17 protein-coding genes are annotated in these 22,606 nt (G+C 66.5%); 5 read left to right on the forward strand and 12 right to left on the reverse strand.

From position 1 onward, the window contains the following. Positions 1-49: 49 nt before the first annotated feature. Both AC1DNE_RS05115 and AC1DNE_RS05120 read right to left on the reverse strand, forming a co-directional pair. Positions 50-787, reverse strand: a complete 738-nt coding sequence (locus AC1DNE_RS05115) for a hypothetical protein (protein WP_441513492.1) — start codon at positions 785-787, stop codon at positions 50-52. A 480-nt stretch (positions 788-1,267) separates the two neighbouring features. Further along, the gene (locus tag AC1DNE_RS05120) at positions 1,268-4,990 is read right to left on the reverse strand and encodes a vitamin B12-dependent ribonucleotide reductase (protein ID WP_441470887.1); all 3,723 of its coding nucleotides are present in this window, start codon (positions 4,988-4,990) and stop codon (positions 1,268-1,270) included. Positions 4,991-5,855: 865 nt separating this feature from the next. Between AC1DNE_RS05120 and AC1DNE_RS05125 the strand changes: the two genes are divergently transcribed. The 3 genes from AC1DNE_RS05125 (at position 5,856) to AC1DNE_RS05135 (ending at position 7,778) form a co-directional block, all read left to right on the forward strand. After that, positions 5,856-6,266 carry an NADH:ubiquinone oxidoreductase subunit NDUFA12 gene (locus AC1DNE_RS05125; protein WP_441471085.1) on the forward strand — a complete coding sequence of 137 codons (411 nt, stop codon included), beginning with the start codon at positions 5,856-5,858 and terminating at the stop codon, positions 6,264-6,266. 294 nt (positions 6,267-6,560) lie between these two features. Next, on the forward strand, positions 6,561-7,196 hold the full coding sequence (locus AC1DNE_RS05130) for a DUF2155 domain-containing protein (RefSeq protein ID WP_441470888.1): 636 nt from the start codon (positions 6,561-6,563) through the stop codon (positions 7,194-7,196). Between the two features lie 3 nt (positions 7,197-7,199). Then, positions 7,200-7,778, forward strand: a complete 579-nt coding sequence (locus tag AC1DNE_RS05135) for an FUSC family protein (RefSeq protein WP_441470889.1) — start codon at positions 7,200-7,202, stop codon at positions 7,776-7,778. Here AC1DNE_RS05135 and aat read toward each other — a convergent pair. Together aat and gyrA are read right to left on the reverse strand one after the other, a co-directional pair. Next, positions 7,775-8,446: a leucyl/phenylalanyl-tRNA--protein transferase gene (aat, locus tag AC1DNE_RS05140; RefSeq protein ID WP_441470890.1), complete on the reverse strand. Its 672-nt coding sequence runs from the start codon at positions 8,444-8,446 to the stop codon at positions 7,775-7,777. The two genes, AC1DNE_RS05135 and aat, sit on opposite strands and share 4 nt — an antisense overlap. A gap of 216 nt (positions 8,447-8,662) precedes the next feature. Beyond that, a complete protein-coding gene (gene gyrA / locus AC1DNE_RS05145; protein ID WP_441470891.1) occupies positions 8,663-11,461 on the reverse strand; it encodes a DNA gyrase subunit A in 2,799 nt (932 codons plus the stop codon). Positions 11,462-11,674: 213 nt separating this feature from the next. Between gyrA and AC1DNE_RS05150 the strand changes: the two genes are divergently transcribed. Further along, complete coding sequence (locus AC1DNE_RS05150; protein WP_476765305.1) at positions 11,675-12,304, forward strand: MarC family protein; 630 nt, start codon at positions 11,675-11,677, stop codon at positions 12,302-12,304. A gap of 6 nt (positions 12,305-12,310) precedes the next feature. Here AC1DNE_RS05150 and AC1DNE_RS05155 read toward each other — a convergent pair whose 3' ends face one another. Then, entirely contained in the window at positions 12,311-12,949 is a 639-nt protein-coding gene (locus AC1DNE_RS05155; protein ID WP_476765306.1) for a VOC family protein, read from the reverse strand. Positions 12,950-13,193: 244 nt separating this feature from the next. Continuing rightward, positions 13,194-13,859, reverse strand: a complete 666-nt coding sequence (locus tag AC1DNE_RS05160) for a DJ-1/PfpI family protein (protein ID WP_476765307.1) — start codon at positions 13,857-13,859, stop codon at positions 13,194-13,196. Positions 13,860-13,932: 73 nt separating this feature from the next. Between AC1DNE_RS05160 and AC1DNE_RS05165 the strand changes: the two genes are divergently transcribed. Further along, on the forward strand, positions 13,933-14,898 hold the full coding sequence (locus AC1DNE_RS05165) for a GlxA family transcriptional regulator (RefSeq protein WP_476765346.1): 966 nt from the start codon (positions 13,933-13,935) through the stop codon (positions 14,896-14,898). 36 nt (positions 14,899-14,934) lie between these two features. Here the strand turns inward: AC1DNE_RS05165 and AC1DNE_RS05170 are convergent, their stop codons facing one another. From AC1DNE_RS05170 to AC1DNE_RS05195, 6 genes are all read right to left on the reverse strand, one after another. Further along, a complete protein-coding gene (locus tag AC1DNE_RS05170; RefSeq protein ID WP_476765308.1) occupies positions 14,935-16,113 on the reverse strand; it encodes an E22 family MetX-like putative esterase in 1,179 nt (392 codons plus the stop codon). 78 nt (positions 16,114-16,191) lie between these two features. After that, on the reverse strand, positions 16,192-17,949 hold the full coding sequence (locus tag AC1DNE_RS05175) for an AsmA family protein (protein ID WP_476840938.1): 1,758 nt from the start codon (positions 17,947-17,949) through the stop codon (positions 16,192-16,194). A gap of 94 nt (positions 17,950-18,043) precedes the next feature. Beyond that, positions 18,044-19,729 carry an ABC transporter permease gene (locus AC1DNE_RS05180; protein WP_476765310.1) on the reverse strand — a complete coding sequence of 562 codons (1,686 nt, stop codon included), beginning with the start codon at positions 19,727-19,729 and terminating at the stop codon, positions 18,044-18,046. Next, the gene (locus tag AC1DNE_RS05185; protein ID WP_476765311.1) at positions 19,726-20,736 is read right to left on the reverse strand and encodes an extracellular solute-binding protein; all 1,011 of its coding nucleotides are present in this window, start codon (positions 20,734-20,736) and stop codon (positions 19,726-19,728) included. Before AC1DNE_RS05185 ends, AC1DNE_RS05180 begins: the two co-directional genes overlap by 4 nt. 223 nt (positions 20,737-20,959) lie before the next feature. Beyond that, positions 20,960-22,036, reverse strand: a complete 1,077-nt coding sequence (locus AC1DNE_RS05190) for a DUF2865 domain-containing protein (protein ID WP_476765312.1) — start codon at positions 22,034-22,036, stop codon at positions 20,960-20,962. Positions 22,037-22,183: 147 nt separating this feature from the next. After that, positions 22,184-22,594, reverse strand: coding sequence for an MAPEG family protein (locus tag AC1DNE_RS05195; protein WP_441470901.1), 411 nt, complete (start codon positions 22,592-22,594; stop codon positions 22,184-22,186). Between the last annotated feature and the right edge of the window lie 12 nt (positions 22,595-22,606).

Below are 22,606 nucleotides of genomic sequence, written 5' to 3' on the forward strand. Positions count from 1 at the left end.
CAGGTGTTTTTCGTCGCGGACAGAATAACCCATAGCTCTACGTACAGCGCTACGCGGAATCGTAGCCATCGGGGGCTGGGTCGTGCAGGTCCATGTCCATCGACGGCAGAACGTCGAGGAAGTGGACGTGCATCGCCTGTAGGCGCGCCATGACGGCGCCGAGCAGCGATTTGTTGAGAATCTTGGCCTGCTGGACGCGCTGGTAGTCCAGCATGATCCCCTCGTTGAACCTTGGCGGGAACAGGGTTGTGAAAGGCTCGCCAGCGCCGTCGCGGCCCTTCATCACCACGGGGGCTCTGTACGCGACCTGGCTGGCGTCGCTGTGAGCGAAGATGGTGTTCCGCTTGCTGATGAGGTCGTCGTGCAAGGCGCGGGTGAATGGCGAGAGCTTGATCCCTAGGGCGCCGTAGGAGAGGGAGGGAATGTCTCCCCTCGATTCCGAGAAGGGTCGGCAATAGGAGACGATCAAGGTCGTTTCGTAGCAGAGGAACTTCCTCACGGCCGCGAGGGGATATCGTCCATCGTGGTCCACCTCCTCCTCGATGAAGGCGATCGCGCTTCCGGCGTGCGACAGGTCCCTGACGCTCAGCACCAGGCGCTTGAATAGGCCCCGGTCCTTCAGCAGATTTTCGGGCATCCGATCCAATCGAGGTTGGTCGAATGCACGGACACCCCCGCTTCCTGAGCGGTCGTCGATGCGTTCGTAGTAGAACCACTCGTCGGGAAAGCCGTACTGCTGCTTGAGGAGTGCCTCATAGGCTTGCGTCGCCTCATTCCCATCCGACATTTGCATCACACCTCGGGAAAATGGTCGATCCGATCGTAGCGGAGCGCTCGGCAAGAGCGAAGCGAGCTCCCATCCTCGGGACCATCGTCATCGGATTGCGGTGCTCAGCGACGGGTGGATCGGCCGACGCCGAGAGGCGCCGCTGCCTCTTGTCACCATTGCTAGGATGGTGTTGTTCGTCATCACTCAGTCCTTCATGTCCCTTTGCCACTCCTGTTGATCAGAGGGGCTGACATGCACGAGTCAGTGATGAAGCTCGTCGTCTTCGACCTCACGTTTAGTTCAGGCCTGACGGATGCTGGCCGACGCGCCGTGTTCCAGGCCGTTGGAAGCTAGCGGCCCCGAATGCCCGATCTGATTGGCTGAAAAGCAAAGCGCCGCCCGGCTTGATGGCCGCGCGGCGCAAATCTGTTTGCGGAACTTTTCCTAAAATCGAGGCAACATTATGCCTCTCTTTTCATCATCAATTAACTCGGCATACTAGGAACAGCCTGTCGTGGATCCGCAGGTGTTGCACTTCAGGCAGGTGCCGTTGCGGACCAGCGTGAAGTTGCCGCATTCGCCGCAGCTGTCGCCGACATATCCCTTCATGATCGCCTCGGCCCGGCGCTCCGACTGGGTCGGCTGGGCGGCGGGCGCCGCGAAGCCGAGCTTGGCCATCTCCGCTTCGCCATAGGCCTCCGGCTCCTCCTTCAGCGCGGTCGCGCCAGCCGTGGCGAGAGCCGTCACAGTGGAGGCTGAGCGGGCGACCGCGTCGTTCGCCGCCCCGCCGCCCTGGATGGCGAGCAGGTTGATCGGCTTGCCGCGGCGGAAGCCGGTCGAGGCGAGGGGGGTCGACAGGATCGGAGCCGCATCCGGCGCCTTGTCCTGGCCGACGCCGCCGCCCATCACGTCATGGCCGATCTCGCTGGGGTCGACATGCGCGAGGTCGTTCCGACCGAGATATGAGATCGCGAGCTCACGGAAGACGTAGTCGAGGATCGAGGTCGCGTTCTTGATCGACTGGTTGCCGGCGACGAAGCCCGAGGGCTCGAAGCGGGTGAAGGTGAACGCCTCGACATACTCCTCCAGCGGCACGCCGTATTGCAGGCCGAGCGAGACCGCGATGGCGAAGTTGTTCATCATCGCCCGGAAGGCGGCGCCTTCCTTGTGCATGTCGATGAAGATCTCGCCCAGGCGCCCGTCCGAATACTCGCCGGTGTGGACATAGACCTTGTGGCCGCCGACCGTCGCCTTCTGGATGTAGCCCGTGCGGCGGTCCGGCATCTTCTCGCGCTCGCGCTTGCGCTCGATGCGCTCGACGATGCGCTCGACGATCTTCTCGGAGATCTGGGTGGCGCGCGCCGCCATCGGCGCGGCGACCAGCGTCTCAAGCGCGTCGTCGGCGTCGTCGTCCTCATCCGAGATCAGCGCCGAGTTCAGCGGCTGCGAGAGCTTGGAGCCGTCGCGGTAGAGGGCGTTCGCCTTCAGCGCCAGCTTCCAGGAGAGCATGTAGGCGCTCTTGCAGTCCTCGACCGTCGCGTCGTTCGGCATGTTGATGGTCTTGGAGATCGCGCCCGAGATGAAGGGCTGCGCCGCCGCCATCATGCGGATATGGCTCTCGACCGAGAGGTAGCGCTTGCCGATGCGGCCGCAGGGATTGGCGCAGTCGAAGACGTTGTAGTGCTCGGTCTTCAGGTGCGGGGCGCCTTCCAGCGTCATCGCGCCGCAGACATGGACGTTCGCGGCCTCGATTTCGGCCTTGCTGAAGCCGAGGAAGGGCAGGAGCTCGAACGACATGTCGTTCAGCTTCTCGGCCGGGACCTTGAGCGTGCCGGTGAGGAAATCCTCGCCCAGCGTCCACTTGTTGAAGACGAACTTGATGTCGAAGGCGCTCTTCAGCCCCTTCTCGACCGCCTCGATCTTCTCGTCGGTGAAGCCCTTGGACCGCAGCGTCGACGGGTTGACGCCCGGCGCCTGCTTCAGCGAGCCGTGGCCGACGGCATAGGCCTCGATCTCGGCGATATCGGCCTCGCGGTAGCCGAGCGCACGCAGCGCGTCCGGCACGGCGCGGTTGATGATCTTGAAGTAGCCGCCGCCGGCGAGCTTCTTGAACTTCACCAGGGCGAAGTCGGGCTCGATGCCGGTGGTGTCGCAATCCATGACCAGGCCGATCGTGCCGGTCGGCGCGATCACGGTCGACTGGGCGTTGCGATAGCCGTAGCGCTTGCCCTGCTCGAGCGCCTCGTCCCAGACGGCGCGCGAGCGCTCCGCCATGGTGATGGCCGAGCCGCCGAGGCGGGCCAGCGTCGCGTGGTCGAGCGGGACGGGCGTAACGCTCAGGCCCTCATAGCCGTCGGCGAGGCCGTGGGCGGCGGTGCGGTGGTTCCGGATGACGCGCAGCATGTGGCTGGCGTTCTTCTTGTAGCCGGGGAAGGGGCCGAGCTCGCCCGCCATCTCGGCCGAGGTCGCATAGGCGACGCCGGTCATGATCGCGGTCAGCGCGCCGGCGAGCGCGCGGCCCTCGTCGCTGTCGTAGCCGAGGCCCATGGTCATCAGCAGACCGCCGATATTGGCGTAGCCGAGGCCGAGCGTGCGGTACTCGTAGGAGAGCTCGGCGATCTCGCGGCTGGGGAACTGCGCCATCGTCACCGAGATCTCGAGCACGACCGTCCAGAGCCGGCAGAGATGCTCATAGGCCGCGACGTCGAAGGCCTTGGTTTCCGTATCGTAGAACTGCAGCAGGTTGGCCGAGGCCAGATTGCAGGCGGTGTCGTCGAGGAACATGTACTCGGAGCACGGGTTGGACGCCCGGATCCGGCCCGAGGCCGGGCAGGTGTGCCAGTCGTTCATCGTCGAGTTGAAGTGCAGGCCGGGATCGGCCGAGGCCCAGGCGGCGTAGCCGATCTTCTCCCAGAGGTCGCGGGCCTTCAGCGTCTTGAGGACCTTGCCGGAGGTGCGGGCGGTCAGGTTCCAGTCATTGTCGTTCTCGACGGCGCGCAGGAAGTCGTCGGTCAGCGAGACCGAGTTGTTCGAGTTCTGGCCGGAGACGGTGAGATAGGCGTCGGAATCCCAGTCGGTGTCATAGGTGTCGAAGGAGATGTCCTTGTAGCCCTGCTTGGCGAACTGGATGACCCGCTTGATGTAGTTGTCCGGCACCAGCGCCTTGCGGGCGAGCTTGATCTCGCGCTTCAGGGCGGGGTTCTTCTCCGGGTCGAAGCAGGAATCGGCATCGCCTTCGCAGTTCACGCATGCCTTGAGCACAGCCTTCATGTGCTTCTTGACGGTCTTGGAGCCGGTGACGAGGGCAGCGACCTTCTGCTCTTCCTTCACCTTCCAGTCGATATAGGCCTCGATATCCGGATGGTCGGCATCGACCACGACCATCTTGGCGGCGCGGCGCGTCGTGCCGCCCGACTTGATGGCGCCTGCGGCGCGGTCGCCGATCTTGAGGAATGACATCAGGCCGGAGGACTTGCCGCCGCCGGCGAGCTTCTCGCCTTCGCCGCGCAGCATCGAGAAGTTCGAGCCGGTGCCGGAGCCATACTTGAACAGGCGGGCTTCGCGGACCCAGAGGTCCATGATGCCGCCCTCGTTGACGAGGTCGTCCTGCACGCCCTGGATGAAGCAGGCATGCGGCTGCGGATGCTCGTAGCTCGACTTCGACTTCACCAGCTTGCCGGTCTTGAAGTCGACGTAGAAATGGCCCTGGCTGGGACCGTCGATGCCATAGGCCCAGTGCAGGCCGGTGTTGAACCATTGCGGCGAGTTCGGCGCGACGCGCTGGGTCGCGAGCATGAAGCGCAATTCGTCATGGAAGGCCGCGGCATCCTCCTCGGAGGAGAAATAGCCGCCCTTCCAGCCCCAATAGGTCCAGCAGCCCGCAAGGCGGTCGAAGACCTGCTTGGAGGAAATCTCGGAGCCGTAGCGCTCGCCTTCCGGCAGCTCGGCAAGAGCAGCCTCGTCGGCGACGGAGCGCCAGAGGAAGGAGGGGAGGTCGTTCTCCTCGACCTTCTTCAGGCGCGCCGGCACCCCGGCCTTGCGGAAGTACTTCTGGGCGAGCACGTCGCTCGCGACCTGCGACCAGGCCTCGGGGACTTCGATGCCTTCGAGCCGGAAGACGACGGAGCCGTCCGGGTTCTTGATCTCGCTGACGGCCGATCGGAACGGGATCGCGGCGTAGGGCGACTGACCGGCGGAGGTATAGCGGCGCTCGATGCGCATGATCTTCGTCCTTGCATGCCGCGGGTGGATACCCCGCGCGGCCGGTTGATCGCCGGCTCCTGATGTCAGTCCAAACTCGGTTCGATGCCTCGTGGGTCCTTAGCGGTGTCGCCCCGCTTGCAGGCCCGGACGCGCCCAAAATGCCCGCGCAAATCCGTTCGCTTCCGCTGATGTCAGCGGATGCGGCGGCAGGCCCGTAAGCACTCTGGAAAACTAGGGTTCGCAGTCATCCAGAGGGGGTGCCGCCGGCCGTCATGCGATGGTCAAAATCTACAGCCGTTCGCTTCCGTGCGTCAAGGAATAGTGGAGCGAGACCCCTGTGGACACGACATCTGGTAGGGATGTGTGGGTTATGGGGATAAGTTTCAAGGCCCCGGCTAAGCCTTGGAAATGGCGGGAAGAATCGCCGCTGCGCGGCAAGATTGCCACAGCGCCGTCCGAAGCGCAGTTCCTAAAATCCCCACTATTCACGGTAAATGAGATGTGAACCTGGGCGCCGGCCGCGGGCTTGCAGACGGCGCTTGCGGCGACCGCTCCAAGTGCTTGAAGTCGGTGCGCTTCGGCGCTGAATCATGGCGGTGGGCGAGCCGAATCGCGGCGAAATTCCGGCGGAGCGCAGGCGGGAATCAGCGGCGGATAGCAGGAGGAATCAGGCCGTATGCCGCGCGGCCGAGGCGGCGCCCCGCCGGACCATCGCTTCGTACCCTCCTGTGGATATCGCCAGGGTGCATTCGGCGGCGCCGACGCGGCGAAGCGCCCCAACGACAGCGTTCCGGACTGGACAGAGCAGGGTCCTGCCGCCATAAGTCGGGCCAAGACGCGCCGGCCTCTCCGCACGGCGCTGCAAGCGCATGGACTGAAGGCAATGAAGGACTGGCTGCTGCAGATCTTCACCTGGTGGAACGGCCAGACCATCGGGACGCGCTTCCACACCTGGCGCTTCGGCGAGAAGGTGGGCGAGGACGAGTTCGGCAATGTCTATTACCGCACCAAGGGTGGGGTGAAGGACAAGGCGCTCGGCTTCCAGCGCCGCTGGGTGATCTACAGGGGCGAGGCCGAGGCCTCCAAGGTGCCGCCCGGCTGGAATGGCTGGCTGCATCACACCGTCGACGTCGCCCCCTCCGAGGAAAGCTACCAGCCGCGCGAGTGGCAGCAGCCGCACGAGCAGAACTGGACCGGGACGGCGCTGGCCTACCGCCCGCAGGGCTCGACGCTGGCCGAGGGCGAGCGCCCGGCCGCGACCGGCGACTACCAGGCCTGGACGCCGGGCCGCTGAGGCAAGGCATCGGACCGAAAGGGGAAGACCACTTCCCGGAAAAATCCGATGCGATGGCAGTCTACATGGACCACCGTTATCGCGTCCGATCGGACGCGTGGTGATCCAGGTCGCAGGGCAGGTTGCGAGATATCAGGGCCGCTCCTTTCGGGCGGCCTTTTTGCTGGGCGGCAGGGCGGCCGCAGCGGCAGCTGAAATGGCCGTTTCGGGCGCGATGCCCTTTTTCCGCTGCCTTTGCCGTGTTACTGCGCCCCGTCGCGGTCTTTCCGCGCTGTGGAAGAGATTCGCGCCAGCATGCCGTCCTTGTTCCGCCTTTCGACCCTGGCAGGCCTCGCCACGAGCGCGGCCGCGCTGCTCGCTGCGATGGGACCGGCGCAGGCCGACCGCGTCCGCAACCCGACTGCGGTCTTCGCTGGGCTCGACAAGATCACCGGCCGCATCATCTCCTTCGAGGTGGCCGTGGACGAGACGGTGCAGTTCGGCGCGCTGCAACTGACTCCGCGCGTCTGCTGGAGCCGGCCGCCGACCGAGGCGCCGCAGACCGACGCCTTCGTCGAGGTCGACGAGGTGACGTTCAAGAACGAGTACCGGCGCATCTTCACCGGCTGGATGTATGCGGCGAGCCCCGGCCTGCACGGTGTCGAGCACGCGATCTATGATGTGTGGCTGACCGAGTGCAAGGGTGGCACCGAACTCGTGGTCGATCCGAAGGAGCCCGAGCCACCGCCGGCGCCAGAGGATCCGCGCCGCCCGCGCACGCCGCCACGCGATCCCAACCAGCCGCCGCCCTTGCAACAGCCTGTGCCGCCCCCCGGCGGGCGCATCGATGTCGAGCCGCCGCGTGGCGTGCCGGTGCAGCCGCAGCGGCCGAGCCAGCGCTTCTTCCCGACCAATCCCGGCCAGGGCCGCGACCCGACCGGCGGCGGCTGATCCGTGCCGCCCGACGGCGCCACCAAGGGAGCCGGGCGCGAAACGACGCGCATCAGGCGCCTGCGCCGTCATCTCGCCGATCTGCGCAAGCGGCTTCCCGCTGGCCAGCGCTTCCGCGATGGTCTCGAACACGCGCTGATGTCGAGTGCAGCGGCGCTCGCCGCCTATTTGCCGACGCAGGCGCTGGGGCTGCGTGAAGGCTTCTGGGCCGCCATCACCGCGATTGCCGTGGTTCAGACCGAGTTCGGCGCGACGCGGACGACGGCGCGCGACCAGTTCGTCGGGGCTGCCATCGGCGGCGCGATCGGCGTTGCGGTCGTGCTCGTCACCGGCCAGCACATCCTGAGCTATCTGCTGGCGGCGGCGCTTTCGGTTCTGGCCGCCTGGCTATTGAACGTCGCCAGCGCCGCGCGCCTCGCCGGCATCACCGCGACGATCATCCTGCTCGTCCCACATCCCGGAACCAGTGCGCAGCAGATGATGCTCTCGCGCGTCGTCGAGGTCGGCTGGGGCGTCAGCGTCGCAATCGCCGTCGTCTGGCTGGCGGAGCGCCTCGATCCGCGCGGGCCGGCTTCGGGCTAAAGTTCGGCCAGCGCCTGCTGGCCACTGACGACAGTGCCCATCGGCCAGGCCAGCCAGTTGCCCTGGTGGCGCAGCGCATCGTCGAGCCGGAGCCGATAGGCCTCGCGCGGGATCTCGACGGTGCCGAACTGTGCGAGATGGCCGGTCTGGAACTGGGTGTCGAGCAGGCGATAGCCGCCGCGCCGCAGCCGCGCGACGAGATGGACGAGCGCGACCTTGGAGGCGTCGGTCTCGCGGTGGAACATGCTTTCCCCGAAGAAGGCGGCACCGAGCGACAATCCATAGAGCCCGCCGACGAGGCGGCCCTCGCGCCAGCACTCGACCGTATGGACGTGGCCGAGCGCGAAAAGCTCGCCGAAGATGGCGCGGATGCGGGTATTGATCCAGGTTTCCGGCCGGTCGGGCCGGGCCTCTCCGCAGGCTGCGATCACCGCCTCGAAATCGCTGTCGACCCGGATCTCGAAGCGGTCCGAGCGGACGGTGCGCGCGAGGCGCGAAGAGAGGTGGAAGCCTTCGAGCGGGATGACGCCGCGCAGCTCCGGTTCCACCCAGAACAGGCCGGGATCATCGGCGCTTTCCGCCATCGGAAAGATGCCGGCGGCGTAGGCGCGCAGCATGATCTCCGGCGTGATCGCGGGCGAGCGGACGGGCACGGAACGAGCCTTCATGACCGGATGGGAGCGCGAGGAGCGTTACGAGTCAAACGAAGTCGCGAGGACTATCCGTCAGGCTCGGGCTTGACCCGAGAATCTCCTGAACGAGATTCCTGGGTCTACGCTTCGGTTCGCGCGGGAATGACAGACGTCATTCCCGTCACCTTTGCGCAGACAGTGAGGCGAAAGCTGAGTCATCAGCTGAACACCTCACCGCAAAGCACTGACAGATCAGCCTTCCGTCTGATCATCGCTCGGAGCCTCGTCGCCGGCCTCCTCGCCATTCTCACCGTCGTCGTTGATGCATTCGACCGAGACGACCTTCTCGTCTTTGGCGGTGTTGAACACCGTGACGCCCTGCGTCGAGCGGCCGGCGATGCGGATGCGGTTGTCCGGCCCGGCATCGACAGGCACGCGGATGACCTGGCCGCCATCGGTGACGAGCATGAGCTGGTCGGTATCCACGGCCGGGAACGACGCGACGAGCTTGCCGTTCCGGTCGTTGACCACCATGGCGACGATGCCCTTGCCGCCGCGTCCGGTGACCCGATACTCGAAGGAGGAGGTGCGCTTGCCGTAGCCCCGCTCCGAGATGGTCAGGATGAACTGCTCGGCCGCGCCCATGGCGGTGTATTTCTCAAGTCCGAGCTCGATGTCGCCGCCGCTCTCCTCGGCATCAGCCTCGATCACTGCCGTGACCTCGGCACCATCCTCGGCCTCGCCGGTAAGCGCCCTGCGGGCCGCCGCCGCGCGCTTGAGATAGGCGGCGCGTTCGTCGGGCGTGGCGTCGAGATGGCGCAGGATCGCCAGCGAGATCACCTTATCGTCCTTGGCCAGGTTGATGCCGCGCACGCCGGTCGAGTCGCGGCCCTTGAAGACGCGCACTTCCGGCACCGCGAAACGGATGCACTGGCCGTCGGCCGTGGTCAGCAGCACATCGTCGTTCTCGGTGCAGATCTGCACGTCGACGATATGGTCGCCCTCGTCGAGCTTCATCGCGATCTTGCCGGCGCGATTGACGTTGACGAAGTCGGAGAGCTTGTTGCGGCGCACCCCGCCTGAGGCGGTGGCGAACATCACGTCGAGCGTCTCCCAGCTCGCCTCGTCCTCCGGCAGCGGCATGATCGTGGTGATGCGCTCGCCCTGTTCGATCGGCAGCATGTTGACCAGCGCCTTGCCGCGGGCGTTCGGCGCCGAGAGCGGCAGCCGCCAGACCTTCTCCTTGTAGACCTGGCCCTCGGACGAGAAGAACAGCACCGGCGTATGGGTATTGGCCACGAAGAGCCTTGCGACGAAATCCTCGTCCTTGGTCGCCATGCCGGAGCGGCCCTTGCCGCCGCGCCGCTGCGCCCGATAGGTCGAGAGCGGCACGCGCTTGATATAGCCGCCATGGCTGACGGTGACGACCATGTCCTCGCGGGCGATCAGATCCTCGTCGTCGAGGTCGGAGCCCCAGTCCTGGATCTCGGTCCGGCGCGGCGTGGCGAAGGCAGCCTTCACTTCCGCCAGCTCGGTCTTGACGATCGACTGGATGCGGGCGCGCGAGCGCAGGATGTCGAGATAATCCGCGATTTCGGTGGCGAGCTTCTGCAGTTCGTCGCCGATCTCGTCGCGGCCGAGAGCCGTGAGGCGGGCGAGGCGCAGCTCGAGGATCGCCTTCGCCTGCGCGTCGGAGAGCCGATAGGTGCCGTCCGCGTTCATCGGGTGGCGCGGATCGTCGACCAGCGCGATCAGCGGGGCGATGTCTTCGGCCGGCCAGTCGCGTGCCATCAGCGATTCATGCGCCGCGGCCGGGGTCGGCGCGGTGCGGATCAGGCGAATGACCTCGTCGATATTCGCGACCGCCGTGGCCAGGCCGCAGAGCACATGGGCTCGCTCACGGGCCTTGTTCAGCAGGTAGCGCGTGCGCCGCGAGACGACTTCCTCGCGGAACTCGACGAAGGCCGAAATGAAGTCCTTGAGGTTGAGCACCTCGGGGCGGCCGCCATTCAGCGCCACCATGTTGGCGCCGAAGGAGGTCTGCAGCGGGGTGAAGCGATAGAGCTGATTCAGCACCACGTCGGCGACGGCATCGCGCTTGACCTCGATGACGACGCGCACGCCCTCGCGGCTCGACTCGTCGCGCAGGTCCGAGATGCCCTCGATGCGCTTCTCGCGCACGAGATCGGCAATCTTCTCGACCATCGTCGCCTTGTTCACCTGATAGGGAATCTCGGTGACGATGATCGCCTCGCGCTCCTTGCGCAGCTCCTCGATATGCGTCTTCGAGCGCATCACGATCGAGCCGCGGCCGGTGTGATAGGCGGCGTGGATGCCGCTGCGGCCCATGATCGAGGCGCCGGTCGGGAAGTCGGGGCCGGGGACGATCTCGATCAGGCTGTCGATCGAGATCTCGGGATCGTCGATGAAGGCGATGCAGGCGTCGATGACCTCGCCGAGATTATGCGGCGGGATGTTGGTCGCCATGCCCACCGCGATGCCGCCGGCGCCGTTGACGAGCAGGTTCGGATAGCGCGCCGGCAGAACCGTCGGCTCATGCTCCTTGCCGTCGTAGTTCGGCTGGAAATCGACCGTATCGAGATCGAGATCCTCGAGCAGCGGCATCGCCGCCTTGTCGAGACGCGCCTCGGTGTAACGGTCGGCGGCGGGGCTGTCGCCGTCCATCGAGCCGAAATTGCCCTGACCGTCGATCAGCGGCAGGCGCAGCGAGAAGTCCTGCGCCATGCGCACCAGCGCGTCATAGACCGCGAGATTGCCGTGCGGATGGTATTTACCCATCGTGTCGCCGACGATGCGGGCGCATTTGGTGTAGGGCCGCTCGGGCAGGTTCTTGTTCTCATGCATCGAGAACAGGATGCGGCGGTGGACAGGCTTCAGGCCGTCGCGGACATCGGGCAGAGCGCGGCTCACGATCACGCTCATGGCGTAATCGAGATAGCTCTTCTTCATCTCGTCGGTGATCGCGATCGGCTTGATGTCGCCGCCGAAATCCGGGGCGTCGTCGCGCTTGTCGTCGGTATCGTCGCTCAAAGGGAAATGTCCCGATTCCTAGTATTTTTCAGGCTTCTGGCTACCCGATTCCGGCCTTTCGCGCCAGCAAAAGCGGGCGCTGTCCAAGTAAAAAATATCCAAGCGATATCAATGTTTTGGCGGCTGTTTTTGTCAGCATCCACAGCTCCTGCCACAATCCCGCCTTTCTTCGCGGGTGACGGCGGGCAAAAGCCGTGGTGAAGTCACCTCCGCATGTTCATCGAATTCGTCACATCCGCCCTCGTCACGATGCTGGTGGCGCTCGACCCGCCGGGTCTGGCGCCGATCTTCCTGTCTCTGACGCGCGGCATGTCGGCAGGCGAGCGGCGGCAGGTGGCGGTGCGCGCCTCGATCATCGCCTTCTGCATCATGGGCTTCTTCGCCGTGGCCGGCGATGTCGTGCTGAAGGCGCTCGGCGTCTCCCTGCCGGCCTTCCGCATCGCCGGCGGGCTGCTGCTGTTCTGGATCGCCTTCGAGATGGTGTTCGAGCGCCGCAACGAGCGCAAGCAGCAGACCGCCGACACCGCGATCACACAGGATCATATCCGCAATGTCGCGGCCTTTCCGCTGGCGATCCCGCTGATGGCGGGACCCGGCGCGCTCACGGCCATGATCCTGCTCGCGGGTCGGGCAGGAGGCGATCCGCTGCTGTTGATCGCGCTGGCTGTGATCTGCGGGCTGGTGATCCTGAGCTGCCTTGCCGTGTTCCTGGCTGCGACGCCGATCGCCAGGCTCCTCGGCGTCACCGGCAATGTCGTGCTGACGCGGCTGCTCGGCGTGATCCTGGCCGCGCTCGCCGTACAGTTCGTGATCGACGGGGTGAAGGCGACGCTGGCGGGGTAGGCGGCTTCAACAGAGCTGCTTCAGGCCGCGGGCGGTCTCGATCTGCGCCCGGTAGCACAGGGCCGGTCCGCGCAGGATCTCGGGCGCGCCGACGATACCGATCTCGCGATAGAGGTCGGAGAGGGCCTCGGAGCCGGGATGTTCGAGCGAGAACGATCGGAGCCTGGCTCCCAGATCGGCGATGCTCTCCATTGAGCGTGGCTTTCCGCGCCTGTCGATGATCGAGGGAGCAGCGCCGCCGAGCGGAAGCGAGCCGTCTATCGGGATTGCAAAATCGAACGACGGTTCGGCCCAGGGCAGCGCGATCTTCTCTCCGAAGATGTGTCCGCGCTCCGCGAGCACGGCGTCGATCGCGTCGGTGCGGGCAACCCATCCCCGCAAGCGGCGGCCCGAATCCCAGTCGGCTCGCACCTTCCGCTGATCGTCGAGACCAAACCAGCGCGCGCGGCCTGGCGACGCGGCGTCCGGGTCGCGGGCCACGATCTCCAGATAGACCCGGCCGCCGAGCTGGAGCAGATGGTTGTACGTGCCCATATAGCCGTGGCGCTGCCCGAAGGGCACGTCGATATCGAGGCAAGCCCGGACATGGGCCACCCCTTCGGCGAGGGTCGGTGCGATGACGGTGAGGTGATCGAGCTCGAGCATGGTCCATCCGGGGCCGCATTCTCGGGCATCGTCGGCCGGTCAGCGGCGTTACATCCTCCGCTTCCGTTCAACCTTAACATCCCACTGCCGCGCGCGGCCAAGGGGACAAGATCGCGCGGCCATGCGGGAGCGCCGTGGCGGCAGCCTATCGCCTGTCGTAGGCCCGGGCCTCCGGGATGCCGATACGAGCTCGTTGATCGTCGGTATCGCAGCCGGCGGGTGTGGCGCAGCTCGCCGCCGGCGCTCACTTCCGCAGGAGGATCGCCTCCCGCTCGGCGCGCGACGCGGCCGTGCGGCGGCGGGCTTCGGCCACGATGGCGGGCGTCGCTTCCTCCGGCGTGCCGGACCGGAACGGCGGCGAGGGGGCATATTCCAGCGAGAGCTGGATCGTCTCGGCCTCGGCCCGGCTGGTCAATGCCGCCACGACCGTCAGGCCGAAATCGATGCCGGAGGTGACGCCGCCGGCCGTGATGAGGCTGCCGTCCTGCACGACACGCTCCTTTACGGGGATCGCGCCGAGATGGCTGAGGAAGTCATGCGCATTCCAATGGGTGGTGGCGCGCTTGCCATTGAGGAGGCCAGCGGCGCCGAGGACCAGGGACCCTGTGCAGACGGAGGTAAGGTAACGCACCAACGGCGCCTGCCTGCGCAGGAAGTCGAGCACCGTCTCATCGTTGAGGAGCGCGTTGATGCCGCCTCCGCCGGGAATGCAGAGCACATCGAGGGGCGGGCACTCCGCCAGCGTCGTCGTCGGCGTCAGAGGAAGGCCGGTCGCCGACCGCACCGGTGCCAGCGTTTTCCAGATGAGGTCGACACGGGCTCCGGGGAGCGAGGCGAAGACCTCGTACGGCCCGGTGAGATCGAGTTGCTGAACGCCCGGGAAAACGAGAAGGCCGAAATGAAACGACATGGTGCGGCTCCTGATTGACAGGGGCACGATAGCGGACCAGCCTTTGGCTGTTCTGTCAAACACCCCTCGTTTCATGCCAAAGACGCCGCGTCGTATCGAGATCCTGACCTTTCCGAAGGGTCAGATCCTGGACGTAACCGGACCGCTGCAGGTCTTCGCCACGGCCAACGATCTCGCCGCCATGGCGAGAACTGATGTGCCCTATGAGACGCGGGTGGTGGCGGCCGGGCCCAACGTGATGACCTCGGCGGGACTTGTGCTGCTGACGGAGCCGCTTTCCGGGCCGGACCAACCCGTCGACACGCTGGTCGTCGCCGGCGGCTACGGCATCCAGGCCGCATGCGACAGCCCGGCCCTTGTCGCATGGCTACGCGAGCGGGCCGGTGCGGCACGGCGCGTGGCCTCCGTCTGCAGCGGCGCGTTCCTGCTGGCGACCGCCGGATTTCTGGACGGCAGGCGCGCCGTCACCCATTGGGGGCGCTGTGCCGAGTTCGCGGCGCGCTTTCCCGACGTCCGCCTCGATCCCGATCCGATCTTCATCCGCGACGGCAATGTCTGGACCTCGGCCGGGGTGACGGCGGGGATCGACCTCGCTCTCGCGCTCGTCGAAGCGGATCTCGGCCGCGAAACGGCGCTGGCGGTGGCGCGCCAGCTCGTTGTCTTCCTGAAGCGCCCGGGTGGGCAGTCCCAGTTCAGCACAACGCTCGCCCTGCAGGGGCGGGACGAGCGCTTCGACGGCCTGCATGCCTGGATCGTCGAGAACCTCCACAGCGACCTGTCGCTCGAGCGGCTGGCCGCGCGGGCGAATATGAGCCTGCGCAGTTTCGCCCGCCACTACCGGTCGGCAACGGGCCTGACCCCGGCCCGGGCCGTGGAAGAGATCAGAATCGAGACGGCGCGCCACATGCTGGATCAGGGGCACTCCGTCGCCCGCGTCGCCGGCCGCTGCGGCTTCGGCTCGGAGGAAACGCTGCGGCGCGCATTCCTCAGGCGGCTCGGCACGACGCCGCAAGCCTACCGCGAGCGGTTCGCGGGATGAGCCGGAACCGCGCGCGGGTCTGGACGAGACCGGTTCCTACTTCGCCAGGAACGCCCGGATGGCGCCTTCCGCCTGCTTCATCGACATCACGCCGTCGAGATGACCGCGGACGCCGTCGATGGTCACATGGGTGATGTCGCGCCCGGCGTCCTTCGCCGCTTTCACCGTGCGCTCCACCGCGTCCGGGGTGAAGACCAGATCCTTCGGCTGCGTCACCAGCAACATCGGCGCCTTGGTCTTCGCCATGCCGTCGGCGAGCGAAGTGCTGCCGGCCGCGAAGAGCTGGTTGGCCTTGACCAGATAGAGGAAGTGATTGGCGTCGGAGACCTTGGCTCGGGCTGCGCCGGCATTGTCGAGCACGCTCTGGACCTGGAACTTGTTGGAGAGCGCCTTGCCCGGGTCTTCCCCTTCCTTCGCGGGGCGGCGCCCGAAGGTGGCGTTCGCCCATTCCTGGTGGTTCGCCTGCAGCGTCACCGCGGTCAGCGCCTTGGCGAGGCCGGCAAGCGGCGGCGTCTTGCCGTAATAGTCGCCGTTGTTCCAGTTGGGGTCGACCAGGATCGGCGCCGCCCAGACGTCGAGCCAGCCGATCAGCATCGCATCGGCCTCGGCCGCGCCGATCACCGGCATCGCCTTGGCGACCATCTCCGGATGGCTCGCGGCCCATTCGAAGGTCTGGAGTGAACCCATCGAGGGGCCGGCGACCAGGGCAAGCTTTTTGATTCCAAGGCTTTCGACGAGAGCCTTCTGAACTTCGACGAAGTCGCGGACGGTGACGATGGGAAAGTCGAGCGAGTAGGGTTTGCCGGTGTCGGGATTGACCGAGGCGGGGCCTGTGGTGGTCGTCTTCGGGTCGCCGGTGTTGAGGTTCACCAGCGTGTCGGAGGCGATGACGAAATACTTGTCGGTGTCGATCGCCTTGCCGGGGCCGATGATCGCGTCCCAGTAGCCGGGCTGTGCGTCCTTGGCGTCGTATTTGCCGGCGGCGTGCGAGTTGCCCGAGAAGAAGTGGCAGATCAGCACGGCATTGGATTTGTCGGCATTGAGCGTACCGTAGCTCTCCCAGCCGACTCGGACCTGCTTCAGCGTGCGCCCCGATTGGGTCGTGAAGCTCGGCAGCTCGAAGACCTTCTTCTCGGTCATCAGATCCTGTGCGTCGGCCATTCCCGCTGCGACCCATCCTGCAAGGGCGAGAACGCCCGTGATCCATTGCCTCATCACGCTCCCCCGTTCCGGCCGTCAGGCGGCCTTTGCCGCATCAGAGCGGATTTCCGCGCGCGGCGGAAGTCGCTTCGATCAGCGCGTGAGGAGAGATGGGAAGGACGTGCCGCTGGCGGGACTCAGGAAGGCCTCGGTCTCGAGCTCGAAGAGCGGGGCGGTCACCGGACCCTTGAGGCTGAAAGGTAGTGTCAGCGTGCTGGTCGTGGACGCCAGCGAGGCGGCCATGTCGAAGATGCGGGTGCGTAGCGACGCGTTGCCGCTCAGGTTGAGGCGATAGGACTGCCCGCTCATCTGGGCGTCGGTCAGGACCATCAGCCCGCCGGCGATGCCGGCATTGGCGGTCAGGCTCTCGAACGGCGTCTTGCCCTGGCGCCAGTCGCGCAGGGTCTGGGCGGGCGCGCGCTCGGCGCGGCGCAGCAGGTCGACGAACGCAATCCCGCCGAACTCGCCTTGCTTGACCGACAGATTGGCACGTCCGGCCAAAGAGCCCAGCAATTCATCGAAGGTCCGGCCGGCGCCGTCGAGCGCAAGCTGGAAGGTGGCGTTGCCGCTCAGCCGCGACAGCTGCGGCAGGTCAGTCGACGCCTGCCCGAAGTTCACGCGCTCGAGCCCGGCCTGGAGCTTCACATCGACCCCGGCGGGGGCGCTGACCGCCAGGAGGCGCGTCTTGACGCTGCCGCCATAGGCGCCGGCCCGGAGCAGCCCGGTCTCGAAGCGCCCTTTCTTGATCAGGAGATAGCTGGCGACGTCGTTAAGGCGGGCGCCATTCAGCTTGGCGGCATCGACCGAGATTCTGAGGTCGATCTCGCGCTCGGTCCAGCCGTCGAGATCGAGCGGGCCGATATCGCTGGCGTCGACGGACGGGATCGGCAGGCGATTGACGAGGCGGCCGATGTCGAGCGTCGCCCCTGCCAGCGTTCCCGAGAGCGCGAAGCGTCCGGCCCCGGTCTCGGAGAGTTTGAGCACGCCGTCGAGACGCTCGCCGTCGAGGCTGGCGATGGCGTTGTTGAAGGAGGCTTCATGCGGCTTGAGCTGCAGATCGGCCGACAGCGTCAGGGCACCGAGCGCCGCGGACAGGCGCGAATCTTCGCCGAACCAGCGCAGCAGCTGGGGAATGGAAGGGGTGGACAGGGCGAGAAGGCCATTGATGACCGGTTCGTCAGGCGCGGACCGCGTGCCGTCGAACCTGAGCTTCAAAAGCGACGAATTGGCCGAGAGCGCAGCCTTGCCGTTGCGGCCGACCATTGGCCAACGCAGGCTCACCTCGGTTGGGACGCCGCGCCAGGTCAGCGATCCCGACAATTCCAGCGGCTCGTTCAGGCTGCGTTCGTCGATGACGAGATGGACGTCGCGGACCACGCTCTGGATCGCGCCGTTCGCGCGCAGGAAGAGCGAGCCGCCCTGGACTACGATCTTGCTCTGGCTGCGCAGCCGCTCGATCTCGGCCAGCGGCGCGGCAAGCCACTCCGTCACGCCATCGCTGCCGGGCGCGACCGCCACGTCGATCTGCGGCGCGACGAGGTCGATCCTGTCGAAGCTGAGCGTGCCGGTCAGCAAGGGCAGCAGGCGCAGATGCGCCCGCACGCGAACCGCTTCGCCGGAAAGCGCGCCGTCGCGCTGGCTGAAGCTGACCTGGGACAGGCTGATGCGCGGGAACGGCAGGAGCGCGATCTCGGCGCGCTCGACGGTCTCGACGACGAAGCCGGTCTTCTTGGCGATTGCGGCGACGACGTTGCGCTGCACCCGCTCGAGCGCAAGGTCCCACGGCTGCAATCCGAGCAGGCCGATCAGGACAACAAGACTGAAGGCGAGGATCGCTGCGCGTCTGGTCATGGACTTCCGAATCGGCACCGGCCGAAATCAGCCAGCCCCCTGGCGGCGGATGGTGTAGGCTGATGTCGATGGCTTGTCGAGGCCGGGAAACCCGCTATCCCGCACGATTTGTGCCGGTTTTGGCCAGAAGCATGGCAGGATAGAGGCCGGCGAGGATGATCAGCAGGGCAGCGAGCGCCCCGTCCTCGAAGACGCCGCGCGAGGCGTGGCCATAGACCACCGTCGCCAGCGTTTCGAGGTTGAGCGGGCGCAGCAGCAGCGTCGCGGGCAGCTCCTTCAGGCAATCGACGAAGACGAGCAGCGCTGCGCCTGCGACGGCCGGGCGCATCAGCGGCCAGTGGATCCGGCGCAGGATCTCGGGCTGGCCGGCGCCGAGAGCGCGCGCGGCATCGTCGATCCGCGGCGAAACGCGGCTGAGCCCACTCTCCACGCCGGAGATGCCGATGGTCAGGAAGCGCACGACATAGGCGATCACCAGCGCCGCGCCGGAACCGATCAATAGCAGGCCGGGCTTGATACCGAACAGGGCCGTGATCGCGTTGGCCAGCCCATTGTCGAGCGCGGCGATCGGGATCAGCAGCCCGAGCGCGAGCACGGTGCCGGGCACGGCGTAACCCAGCGAAGCGAGGCGGGCGAGGGGTTTCAGCCAGGTTTCGCGGCCGGCGCGGCTGGCCGTGGCGATGCCGAGACCCAGCAGCAGCACGATCGCGGAGGCGATGCCGGCGAGGAGGAGGGCATTGCCCAGCAACCTCAGCAGGGCGGCGTCGAACTGCGCCAGTAATCCGCGTCGCAGGATTTCGGCGGCGAGGTAGCCGATCGGCAGCATGGCGCCGAACAGAACGGGCAGGGCGCAGGCAACCGCCGCCAGGAACGCCGCGCGAGGCCGCAGCGGCCGGCGCCCGAGCGGGCGCGGCTGCCGCACGGGCAGGGCGAAGCGACGCTGTCCGCGCAGGCGGGCCTCCGTCCAGATCAGCAGGAAGATGACAAGCAGCATCACGCAGGCGATCTGTGCCGCCCCGGGCAGCGAGCCCCGGTTGATCCAGGTGGTGTAGATCGAAAGGGTCAGCGAGCGGACGCCAAGATATTCAGTCGCGCCGATGTCGTTGAGCGTCTCGAGCAGGACGAGCGTCAACCCGGCCGCGAGCGCCGGCCGGGCGAGCGGCAAGCCGATGCGCCAGAACAGCCGGCCCGGCGTCGCGCCGAGATTGCGCGCCGCCTCGACGATCGTCGCGCCCTGGATGCTGAAGAGGGCACGGGTGCTGAGATAGACGTAAGGGTAGAGGACAACAGCCATGATCGCGATCGCGCCGGGCAGGTTGCGCGGATCGGGAAACCAATAGTCCCGCAGGGTGCGCCAGCCGGCGAGCGCCCTCAGCGCGCTCTGCAGCGGTCCCTGGAAGCCGAGGAATTCGACGTAGATATAGGCCGTCAGATAAGTGGGCAGCGCCAGCGGCAGCACGAGCAGCCATTCGAAATGCCGCCGGCCCGGAAACTCGAATTGCGTGACCAGCCAGGCGGTGCCGACACCGAGGATGGCGCTGACGACGCCTACACCTGCCAGCAGCAAGCCGGTCTGGACCAGTGCCGACGGCAGCACGTTGGCGACGAGATGCGGCCAGATCTCCGCGGCCTGCGAGGCTGACAGGGCGGTCGCCACGAGCGCCAGCAGCGGTGCCAGGACGAGCCCGGCGCCCGCGAGCGATGCCAGCGCAAAACGCGTCGACGGCCGCCATGTGAATGGCGGCCGTCGCGAAGGGGTGAGCGGAGCGCTCAGGCTCAATTGTCGAAACCGACCTTGTCGACGAGATCGGCGGCGGGCTTGCGCTGCTTGGCGACCTCGGAGAGCGGCAGCTTGTCCGGCGTGACCGCGCCGAGCAGCTTGACGGCGGCCGAGTCGGTGACGGCGCTGTTGACCGGGAACTCGAAATTGCCGTTGGCGTAGAGGGCCTGCGCCTTTTCGCCGAGCATGTACTCGATCAGCTTGACGGCGTTGTCCTTGTTCGGGGCGTTCTTGGCCAGCGCGGCAGCCGAGACGTTCACATGGGTACCGCCATCGGCGAAGGTCGTCTTGAGCGGCTTGATCGCGTCGTACCAGCCCTTCTGCTCGTTCTTCGCCTGGCTCATCAGGCCGATATAATAGGTGTTGATCACGGCGACGTCGCAGAGGCCGGACTGGATGTCGCGCGCCACATCGCGGTCGCCGCCACCGGGCTTGCGGGCGGCGTTCGCGCGCAGGGCCTTGAGGTAGGATTCGCTCTTCTCCGGGCCGTTATGGGCGATATAGGCTGCGAAGAAGGCGTTGTTGTAGGGGTGCTGGCCGGCGCGGATGCAGAACTTGCCCTTCCACTTCGGATCGGCCAGCTCTTCATAGGTGATCGCGTCCTGCGCGACACGCTCCTTCGAGGCGACGACGATGCGGGCGCGCTTGGTCAGCGTGACCCAGTTGTTGTCCGGACGCAGCTGCGCCGGGACGATCTTGTCCACGGTCTGCGAATTGATCGGCTGGGTGACGCCGGCATCGACCGCGGCATTGATCTCGCCGACATCGACCACGAGCATGACGTCGGCCGGGCTGTTGGCACCTTCGGCGCGGATGCGCTCCTGCAGGCCGTCCTTCAGGAAGACCGCGTTGACCTTGATGCCGGTGTCCTTGCTGAAGGCTTCCAGCGCCGGGTTGAGCAGGGCGGGCTCGCGCGTCGTGTAGAGATTGACCTCCTGGGCGAGCGCCGGTGCGGCGAGCAGGCAGAACGACAGCGTCAGGGCGTGGAGGTGCTTCTTCTTGATCATTCTTTCGCTCCGTCGGTTCAGGGCGCCAGGGCGCGACGGGCGAGGGTTAAAGGGGCGCCGACACTGCTGTCAACGGAATCATCCTTTAAAATCAGCGTCTTGTATGAGTTCCAGACTGTTTCTTATTTTGATGAATTCTAATCTTCTGGCCATGGCATTGGAATGGCGAAACGATTCCGCGCCATGCGAGTCGTACGTCTTCCGTCTAAGCTGTCTCTCGGCGTCAGCGTGACGCAGCCGTGATCGGGATCAGGCGCACGGCGACCCGCGTCCCGGGATCGATCGAGCCACGCAGCACAGCATCGCTGGCGACGGTCTCATCCTGCAGATAGGCCTCCCGCACCAGCATCTGCCGCCTAAGGCTGCGCGCCTCCGCCTCCATGCGTGAAACGCCGACTCGTTCGTCGATCTGCTGGCGCTGGGCCGTGCTCAGCTCCGGCGCCGTGCGAAAGTCGCGGAAGTCGCGCCGGCTGTAGGGCCAGCTCGATCCGCCGGTGAAGGTCGAAACCTTGCCGTCGAGGACAACGCTGTCGCCGGGGCGGAGCGTGATGTCCCGCAGGAGCGAGATGCGTCGCTCGCCGGCTTGGACGATGGCGGGGCGACAGGCAGGGTCGGCAGCCTTCTCGTGGCTATAGGCCATCGGCAGCGCCGCATAGCGCTGGCCATCTGCTGCGACGGCGAAGTCGATGCTGGTCGAGCCCGCGGCTGCTCGAAAGACCTTGACCGGAATGCCGGGGTTCATCGCCTTGCAAAGCGCTTCGTGGGCGTTCAGGTCGCTAGCCGACCGCAGATGGCCGATAGGGGCATGGAAGCCATCGCAAAGCCGCACGCAGAAGGTCTGGGCATTGTTCGCGGAAACCAGGGCGGCACCGGCTTCGGCCGGTCTGTGCGGGCGGGCTGCAACCTTCTTCGGGCTTTGCCTGAAGGGGTTGAGCGCGATCGGCGGGTGGGCGATGCGCCCATCCGGCCGCATCTGCATCAGGGGCAGGCGCCAGCCATTCGTGGCCGGCGCATAAGCGGTCGGGCGGGTCGATGCATAGGAGGCGCTCTGCGCCGGAGCGCGTGCAGCCCTGCGCGCGGCTTCCTCGAGGAAGAACGAACGGATGCCGGCATCGTCGTCCGCCTGGACCAGCGAAGCCGTCAGCACCATGCCGCCGCAGCCGACGGCCATGCCGAGCACGGTCGCCGCAGCCCAGCGGCCGGCACGCGAGCGGGCCGGGGCCTTGCTGACAGAGCCGGCGTAACCGGTCTCGCCGCTGCGGGACAATGCCCGCACGGGGATTTCACGGACACGCAACATCGCGTCACTCCAACCTGCGCTTGTTCACCGTCCGCCGCTGGTTGGGTGTAGTTTACGTTTCGTTAAGATTCAACGCTTTCGCTGCGCCACGCTCCGCAAACGCCTGAAATGCTTAACGACAGGCGGCAGGGCGGCGGGCGAGGGTGCTCAGACGACGGCGAGCAGGACGCCGATCCACATGCCGACCAGGGCGAGGGCGCCGATGCCGTAGACCGCTCCGCGCACGGGCAGCTTGTTGGGGCCGATATGGATGAGCGTGTGGATGACGCGGGTCGCGACATAAACCCAGGCCAGCAGTGCCATCACATAGCTGGTGGCGCCGACCTCCATCGCGAGCATGATGAGCGCGAAATAGATAACCGGCGTCTCGAACTGGTTCGAGAAGTTCGCGGAGGCGAGGCGGGCGGGCACAGGATAGCGCTCGGTCGAAACCGTCACGTCTTCCGGCCGCACGGCGCCGGAGGAGAAGGCGTCCTTCCGGCGCAGCATCAGGATGACGCCGACGATGAAGATCCAGAGGATCAGGGCCAGCGTGGGATAGACGAGCTTCAGGGTCATGGTCGCGGTCGC

The organism is Allobosea sp. 05L423, assembly GCF_056397745.1.